Origin of the sequence: Niallia sp. 01092, assembly GCF_052318935.1 — a bacterium.
GTDB lineage: Bacteria > Bacillota > Bacilli > Bacillales > Cytobacillaceae > Niallia.
Genome location: NZ_JBQRKO010000002.1, coordinates 23,897 through 41,854, shown reverse-complemented (window position 1 = coordinate 41,854; position 17,958 = coordinate 23,897). Strand labels below are relative to the sequence as shown.

At 35.0% G+C, this 17,958-nt stretch carries 17 protein-coding genes, 1 pseudogene and 1 riboswitch; of the genes and pseudogenes, 12 read left to right on the top strand and 6 right to left on the bottom strand.

Going from position 1 to position 17,958, the window contains the following annotated elements:
* The first annotated feature begins 184 nt into the window (after window positions 1-184).
* Window positions 185-970 carry a hypothetical protein gene (locus ACTXGU_RS02105; protein ID WP_443479842.1) on the top strand — a complete coding sequence of 262 codons (786 nt, stop codon included), beginning with the start codon at window positions 185-187 and terminating at the stop codon, window positions 968-970.
* 298 nt (window positions 971-1,268) lie between these two features.
* Here the strand turns inward: ACTXGU_RS02105 and ACTXGU_RS02100 are convergent, their stop codons facing one another.
* On the bottom strand, window positions 1,269-2,069 hold the full coding sequence (locus ACTXGU_RS02100) for an EcsC family protein (RefSeq protein WP_443479841.1): 801 nt from the start codon (window positions 2,067-2,069) through the stop codon (window positions 1,269-1,271).
* Between the two features lie 165 nt (window positions 2,070-2,234).
* A riboswitch (FMN riboswitch) is annotated at window positions 2,235-2,381 on the top strand.
* A gap of 414 nt (window positions 2,382-2,795) precedes the next feature.
* On the opposite strand from ACTXGU_RS02100, the gene ribE reads away from it, so the two are divergent.
* From ribE to ACTXGU_RS02070, 6 genes and pseudogenes are all read left to right on the top strand, one after another.
* On the top strand, window positions 2,796-3,449 hold the full coding sequence (gene ribE / locus ACTXGU_RS02095; protein WP_443479840.1) for a riboflavin synthase: 654 nt from the start codon (window positions 2,796-2,798) through the stop codon (window positions 3,447-3,449).
* A 29-nt stretch (window positions 3,450-3,478) separates the two neighbouring features.
* Window positions 3,479-4,075 (top strand): annotated as a pseudogene (gene ribB, locus ACTXGU_RS02090) (3,4-dihydroxy-2-butanone-4-phosphate synthase); the annotation flags it as partial.
* Window positions 4,076-4,101: 26 nt separating this feature from the next.
* Window positions 4,102-4,569, top strand: a complete 468-nt coding sequence (gene ribH, locus ACTXGU_RS02085; protein ID WP_443479839.1) for a 6,7-dimethyl-8-ribityllumazine synthase — start codon at window positions 4,102-4,104, stop codon at window positions 4,567-4,569.
* Between the two features lie 501 nt (window positions 4,570-5,070).
* The gene (locus tag ACTXGU_RS02080; protein ID WP_443479838.1) at window positions 5,071-6,306 is read left to right on the top strand and encodes an EAL and HDOD domain-containing protein; all 1,236 of its coding nucleotides are present in this window, start codon (window positions 5,071-5,073) and stop codon (window positions 6,304-6,306) included.
* 202 nt (window positions 6,307-6,508) lie between these two features.
* Entirely contained in the window at window positions 6,509-7,495 is a 987-nt protein-coding gene (gene dapF, locus ACTXGU_RS02075) for a diaminopimelate epimerase (RefSeq protein WP_443479837.1), read from the top strand.
* Window positions 7,496-7,614: 119 nt separating this feature from the next.
* On the top strand, window positions 7,615-8,337 hold the full coding sequence (locus ACTXGU_RS02070) for a thermonuclease family protein (RefSeq protein WP_443479836.1): 723 nt from the start codon (window positions 7,615-7,617) through the stop codon (window positions 8,335-8,337).
* 241 nt (window positions 8,338-8,578) lie between these two features.
* Here the strand turns inward: ACTXGU_RS02070 and ACTXGU_RS02065 are convergent, their stop codons facing one another.
* Window positions 8,579-9,286 carry a DNA alkylation repair protein gene (locus tag ACTXGU_RS02065; RefSeq protein ID WP_443479835.1) on the bottom strand — a complete coding sequence of 236 codons (708 nt, stop codon included), beginning with the start codon at window positions 9,284-9,286 and terminating at the stop codon, window positions 8,579-8,581.
* Between the two features lie 235 nt (window positions 9,287-9,521).
* On the opposite strand from ACTXGU_RS02065, the gene ACTXGU_RS02060 reads away from it, so the two are divergent.
* The gene (locus tag ACTXGU_RS02060) at window positions 9,522-9,908 is read left to right on the top strand and encodes a MerR family transcriptional regulator (protein ID WP_443479834.1); all 387 of its coding nucleotides are present in this window, start codon (window positions 9,522-9,524) and stop codon (window positions 9,906-9,908) included.
* 3 nt (window positions 9,909-9,911) lie between these two features.
* On the top strand, window positions 9,912-11,330 hold the full coding sequence (locus tag ACTXGU_RS02055) for an MFS transporter (RefSeq protein WP_443479833.1): 1,419 nt from the start codon (window positions 9,912-9,914) through the stop codon (window positions 11,328-11,330).
* Between the two features lie 66 nt (window positions 11,331-11,396).
* Here the strand turns inward: ACTXGU_RS02055 and ACTXGU_RS02050 are convergent, their stop codons facing one another.
* On the bottom strand, window positions 11,397-12,533 hold the full coding sequence (locus ACTXGU_RS02050) for an MGDG synthase family glycosyltransferase (protein ID WP_443479832.1): 1,137 nt from the start codon (window positions 12,531-12,533) through the stop codon (window positions 11,397-11,399).
* A 106-nt stretch (window positions 12,534-12,639) separates the two neighbouring features.
* Here ACTXGU_RS02050 and ACTXGU_RS02045 point away from each other — a divergent pair, with 106 nt between their 5' ends.
* Complete coding sequence (locus ACTXGU_RS02045; RefSeq protein ID WP_443479831.1) at window positions 12,640-13,491, top strand: metallophosphoesterase; 852 nt, start codon at window positions 12,640-12,642, stop codon at window positions 13,489-13,491.
* 31 nt (window positions 13,492-13,522) lie between these two features.
* On the opposite strand, the gene ACTXGU_RS02040 is transcribed toward ACTXGU_RS02045, so the two are convergent.
* Entirely contained in the window at window positions 13,523-14,080 is a 558-nt protein-coding gene (locus ACTXGU_RS02040) for a YkoP family protein (protein WP_443479830.1), read from the bottom strand.
* A gap of 167 nt (window positions 14,081-14,247) precedes the next feature.
* Window positions 14,248-14,979 (bottom strand): endonuclease/exonuclease/phosphatase family protein, encoded by a 732-nt coding sequence (locus ACTXGU_RS02035; protein ID WP_443479829.1) that lies wholly within the window; start codon window positions 14,977-14,979, stop codon window positions 14,248-14,250.
* A gap of 227 nt (window positions 14,980-15,206) precedes the next feature.
* On the opposite strand from ACTXGU_RS02035, the gene ACTXGU_RS02030 reads away from it, so the two are divergent.
* Both ACTXGU_RS02030 and ACTXGU_RS02025 read left to right on the top strand, forming a co-directional pair.
* Window positions 15,207-15,428, top strand: a complete 222-nt coding sequence (locus ACTXGU_RS02030) for a hypothetical protein (protein WP_443479828.1) — start codon at window positions 15,207-15,209, stop codon at window positions 15,426-15,428.
* Between the two features lie 409 nt (window positions 15,429-15,837).
* Entirely contained in the window at window positions 15,838-16,650 is an 813-nt protein-coding gene (locus tag ACTXGU_RS02025) for an alpha/beta fold hydrolase (RefSeq protein WP_443479827.1), read from the top strand.
* A gap of 352 nt (window positions 16,651-17,002) precedes the next feature.
* Here ACTXGU_RS02025 and ACTXGU_RS02020 read toward each other — a convergent pair whose 3' ends face one another.
* A complete protein-coding gene (locus ACTXGU_RS02020) occupies window positions 17,003-17,944 on the bottom strand; it encodes an ATP-dependent DNA ligase (RefSeq protein ID WP_443479826.1) in 942 nt (313 codons plus the stop codon).
* Between the last annotated feature and the right edge of the window lie 14 nt (window positions 17,945-17,958).

The window sequence follows — 17,958 nt, the reverse complement described above, 5'->3', positions numbered from 1 at the left end:
ATAACTATTATTAGCCTCTTTATCCTTGAAAAGGAGAGGGACCTTTTTTTGTAAATGAAGATTATATTATTAAGCTTCCTTTGCAAGTGGATAGCAAAGAACATAAAAATAGATGCACTTGAGAAAAAAATGTTTCTTCCGTCACAATTTGTTGAACTTTTGTTACTGTAAGGAGAATAAAGTAATGGATATTCAAAAATATTACAAACAAACTGCTGCAGCCTCTTTAAATGCTAGTTTAATAAGTTGTATTCCTCTCTTGTTTTTAGTGATATTTTTTATAAAAATGCATTTCGGTAAATATGGTTTGTGGTATCTTTTTCCGTTTGTTGTTTACAGTGTAACATCGTATATTTTCTATTATATACATCAAAAGCGCTCTCAAAAGGCAGCTGCTATTAGGTCAACAGGAGCAGAGAAATCCCTTTTGCAAAAAAAAACGGTTGTACTTACTTTTCTTCCGGCACCTTCTTTAAGAATGTTGATTTTTGACGAGGAAGGAATAGTTGTTGGAGAAATTAAAGACGAAAAATTTCATCTGCTGCGTTGGTATCTTCCTTATTTTGTGGACAAGCTTTATCCAAAAAGCTACGGCTTTTATAATAGTCATGATATGCTTCAATATATATTTACAATAAAAGGGAATGTGATTGAAATTAAAAATAAAGAAGGAAAAAGGATCAGCAAAATAGTAGAACAAAAAACAGAAAATGTGACGAAAACTGAATTTATGTATGAAAAAAATAAAATTATGATGAAAAAAAGCTTGGCATTTACAGATTATCAATTTAATGATGCAAAAGGGATTGAGCTTGCAACTCTAAAAAAAGGCTGGATGCCGAAAGAATGGAGCTACCGCTTTATGAACCCTAATTTGCCGTTATTATCTATCAATCACTCTGCAAAGAATAAAGAAATTATCCATCTTTATGCATTGCTGACAAAAATATATGTTTACAGAAATCATTGAACAAATAATTGGACGGATCGAGTGTTCGATTGGTTTCAGTTTTTAAACATAAAATTTTCCATCATAAAGGAAGCGGAGTTGCTGTCCGTATATGTTTCAAAAGCTTGTTAAACGTTACGAACATCATAAAAGATAAGAGGTTACTGCATGTAACTTCTTCGAAAGTACATTCATTCTAATTATCGAGAAAGTCTCTCAAAGCCATCAAGTAAAGCCATCAAACTAACAGAATAATTTATCTTTCCGTTAGTTTGATGGCTATTTAAAGTCCCTCTGAGGTTTCGATTGCTAAAAGCAGTCACTCTATTTCTTTAACTGTCAAACGTTCTACTATTCGTCTTTTTCGGTAGAACATGATGGCTGCTTCAGCAATTGTCTCCATGCTGGAACGATTGGAAAAAGCACCAAATACAATGCCGATTACCGGTACCATTTGAAAAAGTTTTTTCCATCCAAAAGAGTCTCTATAGGCATAGACTACTTCACGCCAACCTTGTATTTCAGAAATAACTTCTCTCTGTACTTGGTCACTGTTTTGATCATAAGCGCTTAATTGTTCTAATATCGTTTTTTTGCCAACAATATCGGCAGACACAAATTGTAAACATTTCACGATGAAAATTCTTTCTTTTTTTTCATTCGGATTGTATCCGTGGCAGATCGCAATATCTTGCAACAATTTAATTTGCATAGCCAATAATACTGGTATATCAAGACTTAACGTTAAAAAACCACCAATACCAGTGCTGGCTCCTTGAAATGTTGCCCAATTTTTTCTGCTTTTTGCAATTTTTTCGCCTGCTTTTTTCATTTCATCAATCGGTAAATCTCTTACTTCATCAAGGGATGCAACAGAAAGATGCTGATAATATTTTTTTACAGAAGATACATTACTTAATATTGTTCCGCCGCTTTGAATATAATTTCCCATTTCATCCAACAGCTGTCCGATTTTATTTTGAATAAAAGCTGGTGTCCATTTATCCAATATTTTAAAAGGCAAGCGACTTAGTTTTTCCCAAAACCATAAATCCCCTTGTTCCTTTTCCCATTTATTTATGGAGGCTAATTCATTTTTTAAGTTATCTACAGTTTCCATTTATTTAGCTCCTTCAAAAGAAAATTACTTGTATTACATTAAGATTGTACTTTTTATACGGATAAGAATCAAAAAAGTTACAGTCTAAATCATTGTTATTGCTTTTCCTAAATTTTTAGAGTATTATTATATAAATTAAATAGCAAAGGATCATATAGTAAATATGATCGCCTTCGGGGTAGGGTGAAATTCCCAACCGACGGTGATGAGTGTTATCACTCTAAGCCCGTGACCCAGTTTATTAATTGATAATCTGGTTGATTTGGTGAGAAACCAAAGCCGACAGTAAAGTCTGGATGGGAGAAGGAATAACGAAGCTGCTGTCAATTTGTTTGGCGCGGATAGAATTGGGTGAAAAGTCATTCTTTTTTTGGATTGAATATAGTGTTGCTTCTTACGGGGATATTTTTTGTAAAGAACCGATAAGCAATGTTTATTGCTAAAAAAATGATTTTTTTCTGATTATTTGTTATGGAATTTTCCCGTATAGTTATATACGGGTTTTTTGCGTTATGAACGAGATTTCCGTGTTAAGGTTAAGGGAGATGGTTCTTTTATTTCCATTATTTCATACAAGACCATTAGTATAAAAAATCGGTTTCGTATTAAAATATCAGATAGCACCTATTCCGTTTATTTTCCACTTGCTAAACCTCTTATTATACTCCGAAGTTACTATTTATCTTTCCCCATATGTATTATTTACGGGATGAAGGAGGGTGTGTATTGTTTACTGGAATTATTGAAGAGAGAGGTACTGTAAAAAAAATCATAAAAAGCGGAAATTCTCTTGCGTTAACACTTCAAGCGAAAATAATCATGGCAGACATGAATTTAGGGGACAGTATCGCAGTGAATGGAGTTTGTTTAACGGTAACCTCTTTTGATCAAAATATATTTACAATGGATGTAATGCCGGAAACCTTTCAACAAACCTCTTTGCATTTATTAAAAGAAGGAGCGCTTGTCAATCTCGAACGGGCTATGCATGCAAATGGCAGATTTGGCGGGCATTTTGTCACAGGACATGTAGATTGTGTTGGTACCATCTTACATAAAAAAAAGGTGGAAAATAGTGTTGTATTCGATGTAGAAGTACCGAAGCAATATACACATCTATTGATAGAAAAAGGGTCTGTAAGTATTGATGGAACGAGTTTAACAATATTTCAAATAAGAGAACATGTTTTTACTGTTTCCATCATTCCCCACACGGCGGACTTGTCGATTGTTGGAAAAAAACAAGTTGGAGATATTGTAAACTTGGAGTTTGATATGATGGCAAAATATTTTTATTCTTTTATGAAAAATGACAAAGACATACAGACGAAGAAGACGAGTATTACATCTACATTTTTAAAAGAAAATGGATTTTATTAGTAATTTGTGTAAGAAAAGGCGGGGGTTATATGTTTCATTCTATTGAATTGGCAATAGAAGATTTAAAAAAAGGCAAAGTGATCATTGTTTGTGATGATGAAGACAGGGAAAATGAGGGAGACTTTATTGGACTTGCTGAGTTCGCAACAGCAAAAATGGTCAACTTTATGGCAAAAGAAGGCAGAGGATTAATTTGTGTGCCGATCAAAAAAGAGTTGGCAGAACAATTGGAGCTGTCATCAATGGTTGCTGTCAATAATGATCCTCGTGGAACAGCCTTTACTGTCAGTGTTGATCATAAAGAAACAACTACTGGTATAAGTGCCTTTGAACGATCTTTAACGATAACAAAAATGATTGATAATCAGGCAAAAGCAACCGATTTTACAAGACCAGGACATATTTTTCCGTTAATTGCAAAAGATGGCGGAGTATTAGAACGCAATGGACATACAGAAGCAGCGGTTGATTTAGCTGAGTTATGTGGAAGTGTCCATGCAGGGGTTATTTGTGAAATCTTAAATGAAGATGGAACGATGGCAAGAGTTCCGGAATTGATTCAAGTGGCAAAACAGTTTGATCTCAAAATGATCACTATAGAAGAGTTAGTAAAATATAAACAAAAATTACAACATACAAGGGAGATTGCAAAATGAAAAAAATATATGAAGGTCATTTAATTGGCAGTGAATTAAAAGTTGGGATCGTTGTATCCAGATTTAATGAATTTATCACAACAAGATTATTAGCAGGTGCAGAAGATGCGTTAAAAAGGCATGGAGTGGAAGAAGCAAATATATCTGTTATATGGGTGCCAGGTGTTTTTGAAATTCCGTTAGCAGCTAAAAAGTTAGCAGACTCTAATGAATTTGATGCAGTGATCACATTAGGAACAGTTATCCGTGGTGCGACCCCGCATTTTGATTACGTGAGCAATGAAGTGGCGAAAGGGGTTGCGAGTTCTTCTTTATCTTCTGGTGTCCCAATCATTTTTGGTGTTCTTACTACGGAAACGATCGAACAGGCTATTGAAAGAGCTGGTACAAAAGCAGGAAATAAAGGTTGGGAAGCAGCAGTCGGAGCGATTGAAATGGGCAACCTTTATAAACAATTTAAGTAATAAGACGATTCGAATCATTTTTATCATAAGGCTGTTTTCGTATAGAATGTTGCTTTTAAACGCGCAGCCTGCATACACTTCGTCCGTTTAGCGAGCGACGACCCTCCTCGTCGCATACGCTCCTGTGGGGTCTCGTCCTTCTCGCATTCCCACAGGAGTCTACGTGTATTAAGTCTGCTAAGAAACACTTTTCAAATGTTTTTTTATGTAAAAAACAACAAACTTTGAGAAAACAGCCTATTATAAAGACTTATCAGGGTGTCCTTTTGTTAAATTGGGATACCCTGATTTTTTTTAAAAAATGTAGCCTGGCGTATCCCATATACGTAATAAATGGAAAAAGAAAGAGACCATATGTTAAAATAGTTCTAGCTGTTTCATGAAAAAAATGGCAATATAGTAAGAGCTATGTAGAAAGATGTCGGTGGAAACTTACAAAGTTTAAATTGTATAAAGCTCCAAGTCAGAATGTCAAGGTCATAAAATGGCGGAGGGAATGAAATGGAAGTTTTTGTGGCGAGACAGCCGCTGTTTAATAGAATGGAAGAAGTATATGGTTATGAAATATTATATCGAAATAATGAAATAAATCATTTTCCAAATATTGATGGGGAACAAGCAACGGCAGATGTAATTATCAACAGTTTTTTAAATATAGGCATAGAAAAGTTGTCCCATGGAAAACCTTGTTTTATTAATTTTACGCAGCATTTATTAGAATTAAAATTACCTACTTATTTTCAGCCAAAAGATTTTGTTATTGAAATTTTAGAAACAGTAGTACCAAGTGAGAAAATCGTTAGAATTTGCCAAGAATTAAAGAGTTTAGGGTATAAAATTGCATTAGACGACTATGTTTTTGATAAACATAACTCCTATGCTTATGAATTATTATTGCTTGCAGATATTGTGAAAATTGATTTTATGAATACATCAGAAGAAACGAGAACGGAATTGGAAATGCTTGTGAAATCGTTAAATATTATCAAGCTTGCAGAAAAACTGGAAACAAGAGAAGCGTATGAAAAAGCAAAAAGCTTAGGGTATGAACTTTTTCAAGGATACTTTTTTTCTAAACCTTATATTATTTCCACACAGGATGTACCAACCTGTTCTCAGACTTACATTAATATTATGCAATTTATTTCTGCAAAAAACCCTAAAATTGATGTTATTTCAGACTTGATAGAACAAGATGTCTCCTTATCATACAAACTACTAAAACTAATTAATACCATTGGCTATGGATTAAAGCATAAAGTGACGAATATTAGACAGGCTATCGTCTTGCTTGGATTAAAGGAGCTAAAAAAATGGCTGTATGTTTTAGCCGTTCGAGAAAAGGATTCTCAAAATGGGATTTCACAAGAAATAATGAATCTTAGTTTAGTTCGAGCTAGAATGTGTGAATTAGTCGCAAAACTTTTACCGACTAGTACGAATCAATCGGGATATTTTTTAACGGGAATGTTTTCATTAATGGATAGTATATTGAATTTACCAATGAAAACGATATTAAAACAAGTACCGTTAGATGAGACGATTTCTGATGCATTAGTAGGAAAAAAGAATATACAAAGAGACGTATTAGATTTAGTGCTGGCTGTTGAGAAAGCAGAATGGACTACGGTTTCGAATAGTTGTAAGGAATTAATGATAGAAGAAAAAGAGCTGTTGCATACGTATACAGAGTCAGTTAATTGGTCGAAACAATTATTAGAAGAAAGAACTAGATAAGAGATAGAGCAAATATTTAACCGATATTTCGGATGAGTATTTGCTCTATTTTTGTTCAATGATTAGAAAAATTTTTGATATTTGGTGATGCTAGCTCAAGGCGATGGTGCTTTTCTACATAATCGGAAAGGAAATAATTGCAGGATTATGTTTAGAACAGTAAAATGGGAGAGAAAGATGCGAAAATGTTGGAGGAATTAGTATGAGAATTAATGTAAGAAAATGTCATGGCAGTGGAAATGATTTTTTGATCATAGATGAAATTTCAAACCCATATAACTTTTCTGAGCAAGAACGTGCTCAATTGGCTAAGGTCTTTTGCAACAGAAATACATCTCTTGGTGCAGATGGGATCTTATTTGTTTTGCCAAGTGAAGTGGCCGATGCAAAAATGCGTGTTTTTAACGCAGACGGTTCTGAAGCCTCTATGTGCGGCAACGGCATTCGTTGTGTTGCACGCTATGTTTGTGAATTATTGGATGTGAAAGAAGCGGTTATTGAAACAATGAAAGCAAATTTGGAAGTGAAAAAGGAAGAAGATATTTTTCCAGAGATCCCAACCTATTTAGTTGAGATTTCGCCAGTTTCATTTGATGTAAAGGATTTACCGCTGCATATCAACCAAAATACGCTGCTAAATGAAAAGCTGCCGGCATTAAATGACGAGTTAAGCTTTACGGCATTGGCAGTACCAAATCCACACCTTATTTCGATTGTCAATAAGGAGCAAATTGATTCGTCGCTTCAAGAAAATTTAAGTTCCTTTGTAAACGGTCCGAATGATTTATTTACAGATGGAGTAAATGTAAGCTTTGTCTATATTTTAGAAAAAGGCAGCATTTATGTCCGTACATTTGAAAGAGGGGTTGGATTTACAAACGCTTGTGGAACAGCGATGTCGGCTTCTTCTCTTGTTTCGATTCTAAATGGGTATAATCAAGTAGGCGAATATATAACTGTTTACAATAATGGCGGCAAAGTACGCTGTTTTGTACATGAAACAAACGGGAAATATCGAATTGATTTAATTGGCAATGCGACTTATGTATACGATGCGGAAGTTGAAGTAGAGCTAAACAAATCGGAAAATTTCACTATCAATAACAAAAAAGTAATGGAAGAAGAAGCAGTTTTATATGGAAAGCTTCAACAAAATGCACAACAATTTTTGCAAGAAAATTTAGTTTAAAAAGGTTTTTTTAAAACTGCTGTCCTATAGTGTCTCGCTACAACTGTTCCAATATGCCGGTTGGGTGTGATGCTATGTAAGGGGCAGTTTTTTGTTTATGAAAAAGGGGAGAAGGGGTTATGAAAAAAGTAATAACAATTTGGTTCGTTGTCATTTTAATGATAATGGCAGGCTGTTCGTTCAAAGATAAGGAAGAATCAACTTACAAGAAAGTGGAAGTGAAACTAGATAAAGCAATAGATGGGGATACTATTACTGTTCTTTATAAAGGGAAATCAGAAAAAGTAAGGTTTTTGTTAGTAGATACTCCGGAAACTTCCCATCCTCGATTAGGGGAACAGCCATATGGAAAGGAAGCAAAAGAGTTTACAAAAGAACTTGTCGAACAGGCGAAAACTCTGGAGCTTGAATTTGATATCGGTCAAAATCGGGATAAATATGGACGATTATTAGCCTATGTATATGCGGACGGCCAAATGATTCAAGAACAATTGCTGCAAAAAGGACTGGCAAGGGTTGCTTATGTTTACGCACCAAATACCCGCTATGTAGATCCATTTACTGCTATTCAAAAAAAGGCGCAGCAAGACGGAATTGGAATATGGAAAGTAGAAAATTATGCACAAGAAGATGGTTTTCATAAAGAATTAATTGGAGCAAGTGAAAAGTCAGAAAAAACAACGGCTACGACTAATGCATGCCTTATTAAAGGAAATATCACATCATCCGCGAAAATTTATCATACGCCCAATTCTCGTTCGTATAAACAAACAAAAGCGGAAGTGATGTTTTGCACAGAGGAAGAAGCTGTTAAAGCTGGTTTTCGTCCTCCTAAGCAATGAGGATGAGTTCCAGTTTTGTTGATTGAACATCTTTGGCATAAAATATATAACTCTCACTTGCATTACTTCTTATCCTTAAAAAGAATGATGTTATGCACAAGTTAAATTTGTGTATATCACCATATCTTAATACTTATTAAACTAAAGGGGCAATTAAATAACTACAACAAAAAAGGGCATCAATCCATCTTGGATCAACGCCGTCGATAATGGAATATTGTTCGTGATGCGAGGCTATTGTTTAACATCTTACATATTTGCGTTTAAAACCAAGCTTCCCTTTATCTACTTCCTTTTGAATACTTTCGTAAGCGTTTAGGATACTATTTTTTTTCTTGTCCCGTTTGACTTCTACTGGACCTACTGCCATTGCAGTTTCGACTGCCTTTTCATGGAGCGGCAAATAGGAAATCCCAACAGTATATAGAAAATTATTCATAGCAGATTTCGTTCGTTCTGGCGAATCATGAATCGTATTTTTCACAATTTCAAGCATGTTGGCAATCTTGCTCTCGGAAAATTCAACGTCTAAGCGATTCCCTAAAAGCCAACAGTAGCAACTCCAGCCCGCTGACATTTTCAGCTCTTTACCGCTTGCGATCCATTTATCAGCAACTTCTTGTGCAATATCTGCTTCCGCTAAAGTTACTGCTACCACATAATCGGACAGCATATAAAAATATGCCGAATCCATCCAACGATCAAAATCCGACACAGTCATTGCTTTTGGATCTGCAATAATGCCTGCAAAGTACATTGCGTCGTAGTTCCCTGTGGCATAAAGCTCATCAGCTAAAGTTTGATTTATTTTTATTTTCTTAGCTATTGGCTTCATTGCACCTGTTGCCACGCCAAAAAGCGGCTCATGGGCACCATTGGATATGTACATTTTTTTCGTTCGTTCCTTGCCAAGGGCTTCAAGCTCCTGCATTACTATTTCTAAATTCATCGTTTAACACTTCCTTCGTTTGGAGTTTTTTCCCTAATATTTTGCCCTGCAAATACATCACCATTATCCTATAACAAACTACCATTTGTCAGCAAAACTATTTGTAACCACACTTTACATTTAAAACCTAAACTACCATGCAGCAGGAAAAATCACTTGACATTGACACAATGTCAATCTTTATAATCAAGATAATTCAAAAAGCAAGGAGGAGATCCGTATTACCATAAATGAAGTGGTAAGGCAAACCGGCGTTAGCGCACGTTCCCTTCGGTATTATGAGAAAAAGAAGCTGTTGATTCCGAAGCGAACCAAAAATGGATATCGGCATTACAGTCAAGCTGACATCGAGCGCATCCAACTGATCAAATTTTACTTAGGGCTTGGGCTCGGGACGAATGAAATCGCACGTATCGTAGAATGTCCTGAAAACGAGTCAGTCGATCATTACCAATGCGCATACGAGGCAATCTCACTCTATGAAAGGAAGCTAAAAGAAGTCCAGCAGCAAATAGAGGTACTCAAAGAGCAAGAAAACAAATTATTTGAAACGCTGTCATGCTGGAAAGAAATTAAGGATCGGTTAAATCAGGGGATCCCTCTAGAAAGAAAGGAAGCGTAAAACATGGAGAGAAGCACCGATACCCAAACGAATTCATCAAACATGAAAAAAAGTGTATTTTGGATCTATTACATCCTGTTTTTTGCCGTATTGAACGAATCGGTTTTTAATGTGTCAACCCCCGATATTGCCGAGCAGTTCGGGCTGAGTGCTTCCGGAGTGAGCTGGGTAATTACGGTCTTCATTACCATATTCGGTATGGGATCCGTTATTTTCGGAAAGCTGTCTGATTTGTTTAGCGTCAAAAAATTAATCACAATCGGAATCACCCTATATGGAACGGGCTCTATTTTGGGCTTTGCTTTGCAATCCTGGTACCCTGGGATTATAGTATCTCGAGCGATTCAAGGAGCCGGCGCATCCGCCATTCCAGCACTTATTATGGTCATTGTCGCCAAATATTTTTCACCATCAGAACGTGGGAACATGTTTGGTATCATTACATCTACCGTTTCCTTCGCGATCGGCATCGGGCCGGTACTCGGAGGTTATATCGCCGGATCGTTCCACTGGTCCTTTTTATTTCTTGTGCCGCTTCCTGCACTAGTCGCTATTCCTTTTTTCCAAAAGTTCCTTCCTGTAGAAAATACTGGGTCAGGAAAAGTAGATGTCCTTGGAGCCGTACTAGTGGGAATCACAGTCTCAACCTTGATTTTATTTACGACAGAAGCTAGCTGGTTTTATTTACTAATTGGTGTGATAACGCTCATTCTATTTATCGTACGTATCCGACGGGCTGATGAACCGTTTGTCGATCCTGCCCTCTTTACCAATCCGCTTTACCGCAGCGGACTCATCATTGGCTTTCTTACCTTTAGCACGGTTATGTCGATGATGTTTGTGATCCCGCTGATGCTAAGTAAAATGTACGGATTAACGACAGAGAACATTGGGCTCATCATGTTTCCGGGAGCTTTTAGCGCCGTCATATTCGGAAGAGTTGCCGGGAAGATGACGGTTAAGAGAGGTAGTCATTTTGTCGTATACTTGGGTCTGGCATTGATTGCCCTAAGTCTGCTTTTGCAGTCTTCATCCATCGGTCATTGGGTCTGGTACATTGCGTTGTCTCTCATCATTATGTACATTGGATTCTCGTTCTTGCAAACGGCATTAACGGAAAGTGTAACGCAAATATTGCCTCCTGATCGAATCGGAGTCGGCATGGGTTTTTATAACATGACGTCGTTTATTTCCGGAGCAGTAGGAACAGCTATAGTTGCCAGAGTAATGGAACAGGCAGTGCTCGCTTTTCCGTTGCATCCGTTCAGCTTAAACTCCGAGGCGTATTTGTACAGTAATCTCATCCTATTATTAAGTTTTGTTGTTCTGGCGAGTGCGATCTTGTATTACTTTACATTTGGAAAAAAGAACCCTCAAACGATGAAAGAATTGCGTAATGAACTTGATAAATCTGAAAACTAGAACGGATAGATTTAAATACCATCACTATTTTGCCCAAGTGTTACGATCACTTGGGCGTTATTTACTTTAAATATCTTTCAGTAAAATTTCCTCGATTATTTGTGCTGCTTCTTTATTTGAAAGTTGTTTATGGTAATTAGATATACACCTTTGATAATGATCCAATAAGCGGCTGTTTTTATGAAAAAATGAAAAAATGAATTGATCAAATGGTTGTTTTTGGTTTTTCCAATTGCTCATATCAAAAATAACACCGAGTTTTTTTAGTTGCTGCACATTTATTATTTCTTGTCCTGGCAATGCATGGTATATAAAAATAGGTTTTCTTTTGAATAAGCTTTCACTAATGGTAACTCCACCTGGTTTTGTGATAATTCCATCTATTTCGTCGTAAAGCATATTCATTTTGTCTTTGCATTGAATATATTTTAAAGGGATGATGTTAGATTTTCCTGTTTGTTTGATTTTTTTATATAAGTTTTCATTTTTTCCGCATAGAACAAAAAACTTTACATTTAGGTTAAGCTCTATCCTATTCACTAGTTCTTCTATTTCACCAACACCTAAATTTCCTCCAGTGATCAATAGTGACAAGCTAGAAGTGTTTTGTAAGGAAATGGGTTTTGTTTGTTTCTTAATTTTTGGATGAATAGGAATTCCTGTCATAAATATTTGTTCCTCTTTTAATCCTCTTTGTTTTAAAAATTCATTCATATGATGAGAGGCTATAAAGTGATAATCAATATTTTTCATTCCCCAAAGACGATGAATAAAATAATCAGTGTAAATATTAATAACTGGTGTATTTAGTTCTCCTTTTTCTTTTAACATATTTACCATATAAGAGGGGAGGGCATGTGTACATACAATAAGGTCTGGTCGCTTTTCTTTAATAACCTTCTTCATAAAGCTTAAGAATAATAGCTCATATAAACGATAACGTTTACTCTTATTAATATTTTTATATACACTGTTTTGATAGATCCAGTTATAAAAGTGCGGAATTGTTTGAATCCACTTTATATATGTTTTTGAAATAAAAGTCTCAACTCTTCCATAGCTGTAAGAAAGAATATCTATTTTTTCACATTTGATTTGTGGATGTTTAGTTGTTATCTTTTCCATGATTGCATTAGCTACTTGATGATGGCCAGAAGGAATTTGCAAAAAGGGAAAAAATAAAATGTTTTTTGCTTGTTTCATAATAAACCTCACAATATTATATAGGATTACTTTTTGTTTCCATCAATTCCCGAAACAAATTGCAGCTTATATCATTTATAATGAAAGCTTAGAAAGGGTGATGTTTATGAAATTGATTATATTGACAGCAATCATTGTCGTTTTATTTTATCTTTTTAAAAAAGCCTATAAAAATACACATGATGTCGTTCTTAATAAAATTAAAATAGATTCCGTACAGTCCATCAAAAATGCACCGACTTTAAAGATTCTCCAATTATCTGATTTACATCTTGAAAATATCTCCATCACTCCAGATCAGCTTTATGAAAAATTAAAAAATGAACCAATCGACTTAATTGCACTTACAGGAGACTTCCTTGACCGCAAACGGTCGATACCTAAACTAGTTCCTTATTTAAAAGTTTTGAATAAATTAAATGCACAATATGGCATTTATGCAGTTCTTGGCAATCATGATTATGTTTTACGTAATAATAACCTTCAACTATTAATTGAAACACTTGAACAGCACAATTGTAAGGTAATGAATAATGAGAATGAAACGATTATCGTCAAGGGGAAACTGTTAAATATTATTGGTATTGATGACTTTAGTACTAAGCGCAGTGATTTACCAGCTTCATACAAGAATATCAAGTTTGGGACAAATTTAGTATTAACACATGATCCAAACATTGTTCTTCATATGAAAAAATATCATTTTGACTACTTGTTATCAGGTCATTTTCATGGCGGACAAATTTGCTATCCGAAAGCCTATCACCTTGTAAAAATGGGCAAGCTAGCTAGAATGAATATTGTGAAAGGTCTTCATGTACAAGATGGTAAACCATATTATATTAATGAAGGTCTTGGACAAACAGGTGTTAATATCCGTGTCGGTAGCAGACCGGAAATAACATTGCATGAACTGTCATTAGCAGCTATAGAAAAAGACGAAGCGAATGCAATCTAATTTGAACTAAAAGGTGGTTAACAAGCCACCTTTATTTTCGATACAAACTTGATAGTTTATGTTTGGACATGAGTAAATAACTTGGCTGATACTTAAAAATATTGTTCTTGAAAGGGCTGTTTCGTGAAAGTAATGTGATTGGTAAAGAGCTTGTCCATTTAAACCATTTATAGATTCGATTAGTAAAATGAACGACTTCAAACCCTAATCTATCACAGCTTTTATTTAGGTTTGTGATGCCAATAATTCCTTTTATTTGTTGTGATTTTTTATGGTTACGGATATAAAGCTCTATTCCTGGCAATGAATGTTGAACAGAGCGAAAAATAATCTTTGCTTTTTTTAATTCACTTTTTGTATTTTTTAACTCCTTCAAAAGTTTTACATTATGCAGATGGATTTTGATTAATAGATCATTTTTTTTTATATTAGTACCATCTGATAATATAATGTTTTTTCCTTTGTATTTTGTAAGTCGAACACGAAAAATATTTCTGTCAGATCCTGTTTTTGGGAGATAAGTAAGACGACTGCATTTATAGTAAATGGGATCTAAAATACTCCAAATGGACAACAGATAACCCCTCATTCTTTTTTCTCCTTTTCAAATTCAATTACTATCTATAGTATTAAAATTTTAGTAAGGAATTATTTATGGTAATGATTTATGTGATTGTTAAAACTTACTAGAAAGGAGGGGGGAGGGGAAATTACTAAATACCTTTAGCTGACCTTCAACATCGGACGATTAATTACCTATCGACAACAAGATATGGTTGCTTTTAACGGTAAATGATCAGAAGCTGTTGTTTCTTTTATGATCACTTCTGCTTCAACAACCTGTAGTTCGGAACTGACAAATATGTAATCCAATCTAGCCCTTGGGCGAATCGATGGATAAGTATAGCCTGGCCCAATTCCTGCAATCTGCCAAGCATCTTGAACCTTGTTAGTTAATTTCCTCCATTGTCTGGATCCAGGTTTCATATTCCAATCTCCCATGATAATAACGGGATATGGAGACTCATGAAACTGATTTAAGATATAATTTGTTTGCTTTCTATGGAGATAAGGGTTGAGGCTTAAATGAGTAACCATGATTCGATATAACTTTTTGTTTATTTGAATGGTTGCATCAAGCAATGATCTTCCTTCAGTTAGTCCAGATATCAAATGAAAAGAATGGCTCTTTTTTGCTACGATTGGATATCGTGACAAAAGAGCATTTCCATATTGCCGTTCTGGTGTTGAATTTTTATGTTTTACTGAGAGAGAAGGACTGAAAGCGTACTCTAATTTTAATTGTTTTGCAAGCCAACTAATCTGATCTTGATAAAGACTTCGCTTAGAAAAATGTTTATCCACCTCGTTAAGGCCAATAATATCAGCCTCACTATTTTCAATTACTTCAGCTATTCTGTTAAGATTTAATTGTTTATCCATTCCTTTGCCGTGATGAATGTTAAACGTCATGACTCTGATTTCCACTATTTTATCCTCCTCTATTATGCTAAGTTTATTTACATACTTTTGTTACTAAGAACCGCAAGAATAATAAATTTATACTTTAACTATCCCCACCCAAAGCAAAAAACATGTAGTATATAGCCAAAAAAGAAGTTGTTATTCTTGGAAGATTATTTTAATAATAAACGAAACGAGTTAGGTAATTATATAGAAGTAATTTAATTCAAAGATTAAAGGAGAGAATACTAATGACCCAAAATAATCAACAAATTGATGTAAACCAATTAAATCAAGCAAAGGCGAATGTAACTCTTACTCAAAATTTACTAAATCAAGCGATTGAAAAGTCTTCATCTGATCCAACTTTAGCTCAAGAAGCAATCAAACAAGCTGCTACTGAAATTGCACAAGCCCAAACAGCAGTTAGTCAGGTTCAAAGTGCTTTTTTTATAGCCCAAAAATCTGAATAAAGGTGCTGCATTTATCCCTGTGACTCATATGTTGCAGGGATTTATTATTAATATTTAGAGATACCGATAGTATGGCCGAAAGCATCGTCCATTTCATTTTTATTACTAAACATTCTGCCTTGTAAAATTTAAGAATAGTTTAGATCCTTTACACTTTCTTTTTATTATTAAGTGAAAAAATGCTGATTTCGGTCGCATTCCTTGTTTACTTTTAAAACTTATTCCTAAAAATTTCCGTGTGCTCCACTTTAGGGATGGGTTATCACTTTGTTACATGAAAATAAGTGAGTTGTCTCTAAATAATTATACTTAAAAAATATTTCAATAGTTTTGATGGTTTTGGTTAAAAGAATAGGTCCTTTTGAATATAGTCTCTATCAGAAGACTTTTATTTATTGGGGGGATTGGCTTGGGGTACTATGTTAGGGTAGAGCCGGATGTTAACATTTATGTAGAAGATATAAATCCGATAAATGAGAAAACGATCTTTTTTATTCATGGTTGGCCTGCAAATCATAAGATGTTTGAATATCAATTTAATCAACTTCCTCAAATGGGTTATCGTTGTATCGGAATGGATCTTAGGGGATTTGGCCAGTCAGATAAACCTTGGAAAGGATATGACTATGATCGTTTGGCTGATGATGTTCGAAGTGTTATAGACGCTTTGAAGTTGCGAAATATTACGCTGGCCGGTCATTCCACAGGGGGAGCTGTTGCCATTCGATATGTGGCTCGGCACCATGGACATGGGGTTTCAAAGCTAGCTCTACTTGCAGCTGCTGCACCTAGTCTTATTCAACGGCCTTATTTTCCTTATGGTCAAAAAACTGAGGATGTAAAACAAATCATACAGGGGACTTATAATGACCGTCCAAATATGCTGCAAGGATTTGGTAATATGTTTTTCTTTCAACATGTAACAGAGCCTTTTTCAAATTGGTTTTTTCAATTGGGACTACAAGCCGCAAGCTGGTCCACCGCTATGGTTGCAAATACTTGGCTACATGAAGAAAGCCTATTTCAAGATATGGGGAAAATTCACGTTCCAACCCTTATTCTGCACGGAATTCATGACAAAGTATGTCATTTTCCGCTGGCCGAGGCGCAAAAACAAGGGATAAAAAATGCTAAGCTTGTACCTTTTAAATATAGCGGCCACGGGTTGTTTTGGGAGGAGCGGGATAAATTTAATAATGAATTGGCAAAGTTTATTGGATAACGGAGGAGAAATCTTGCAAAAGAAAATGTTAGGAATTTGTAATCAACCCGTTACTTATACAGGAGCGGGTTTTTGGTGTGCTTGTTAACAATGAAAAATAGTAATACGTTCAAAAATACAGAATAGAAAAGGAAGCTCTTTATTGTTTTTTGAAGGACTTCAGATATCGTTTTTTGTTCAAACTTTATGATTATAATGACTACATAATTATTAAAAAAGAAACAAGTGTATTGGGAAAGCAATTTTGGTATAAACTTCATATGGATTTAGTAAGTTTTTTAAAAACTTACTAAATCCTGTTGGAGAAGGGATGAAATCTCCTGTTATAAACTGTAAAATATTAACTTTCCACTTATGTAAGAGTACATTTGTCTTGTGGAGTATCAACAAAAGCTTGTATAGACGGCTGCCTAAGTGTATGTCCTTTGGTCCATTCCATAAATTGAACCTTCACTGTAATTTGAGGTTTGATCCATATTGCATCTTTTAACCTTTCAGGTTTATTAATAAATGGACGTTGGTTAACTAAAATTGGTTTTATTTTTTCAGTCAATTCTCTCCATTCTGACTTTTTTAATTTTCCAGTCCCAACATGTCCAATGTATAAAAATGCTCCTTTTTTATCGTATAAGCCAAGCAAAAGAGAATTTACAATGCCACTCCGTAAAGTTACACCGCCTACGACTGCTATTAAATCTTTATAATTCTTCACTTTTTTCCATCGGCTATCTTTACCATTGATAAGATACTGGCTGTCAAGGTTTTTTACGATTATTCCTTCCATATCTTGCTGTTTTATAGCTTCAAATAAAGCATCACCATCAGGATAAGAAGGCACAACTTGGATATGCTCATTCGGGACAATTATTTGCTCAAGTAAAGAAACCCTGTCTTTCAAAGGAAGTTTATTTTTCCACTCATTATTACAATAAATAACATCAAAAATCATATATGAAATAGGTACTTGTTCTTTCAATTCATTAACTCGTTCTAACCTTCGAATTCCGTCCCGGCGCATTACCTCGTGAAAAGAAGGCTTTCTGTCTTCCCCCAATGCAATAACTTCCCCATCCAAAATAACTGATTGCGACTTACAAAAAGTCTTAATGCTCGATATTTCTGGGTAATGAAAACTACGTTCATTTAATTTTCTGTTGAATAAGCGTACAGTATTTCCATCATAGTATGTAAGTATCCGGACGCCATCCCACTTAACTTGGGCAATCCATTGGTCACCTTCTGGAATTTGGTCTGTACTTACTGGCTCAAATGGAATGATAGGCTCTAAATTCATAAATTCACCTCTAT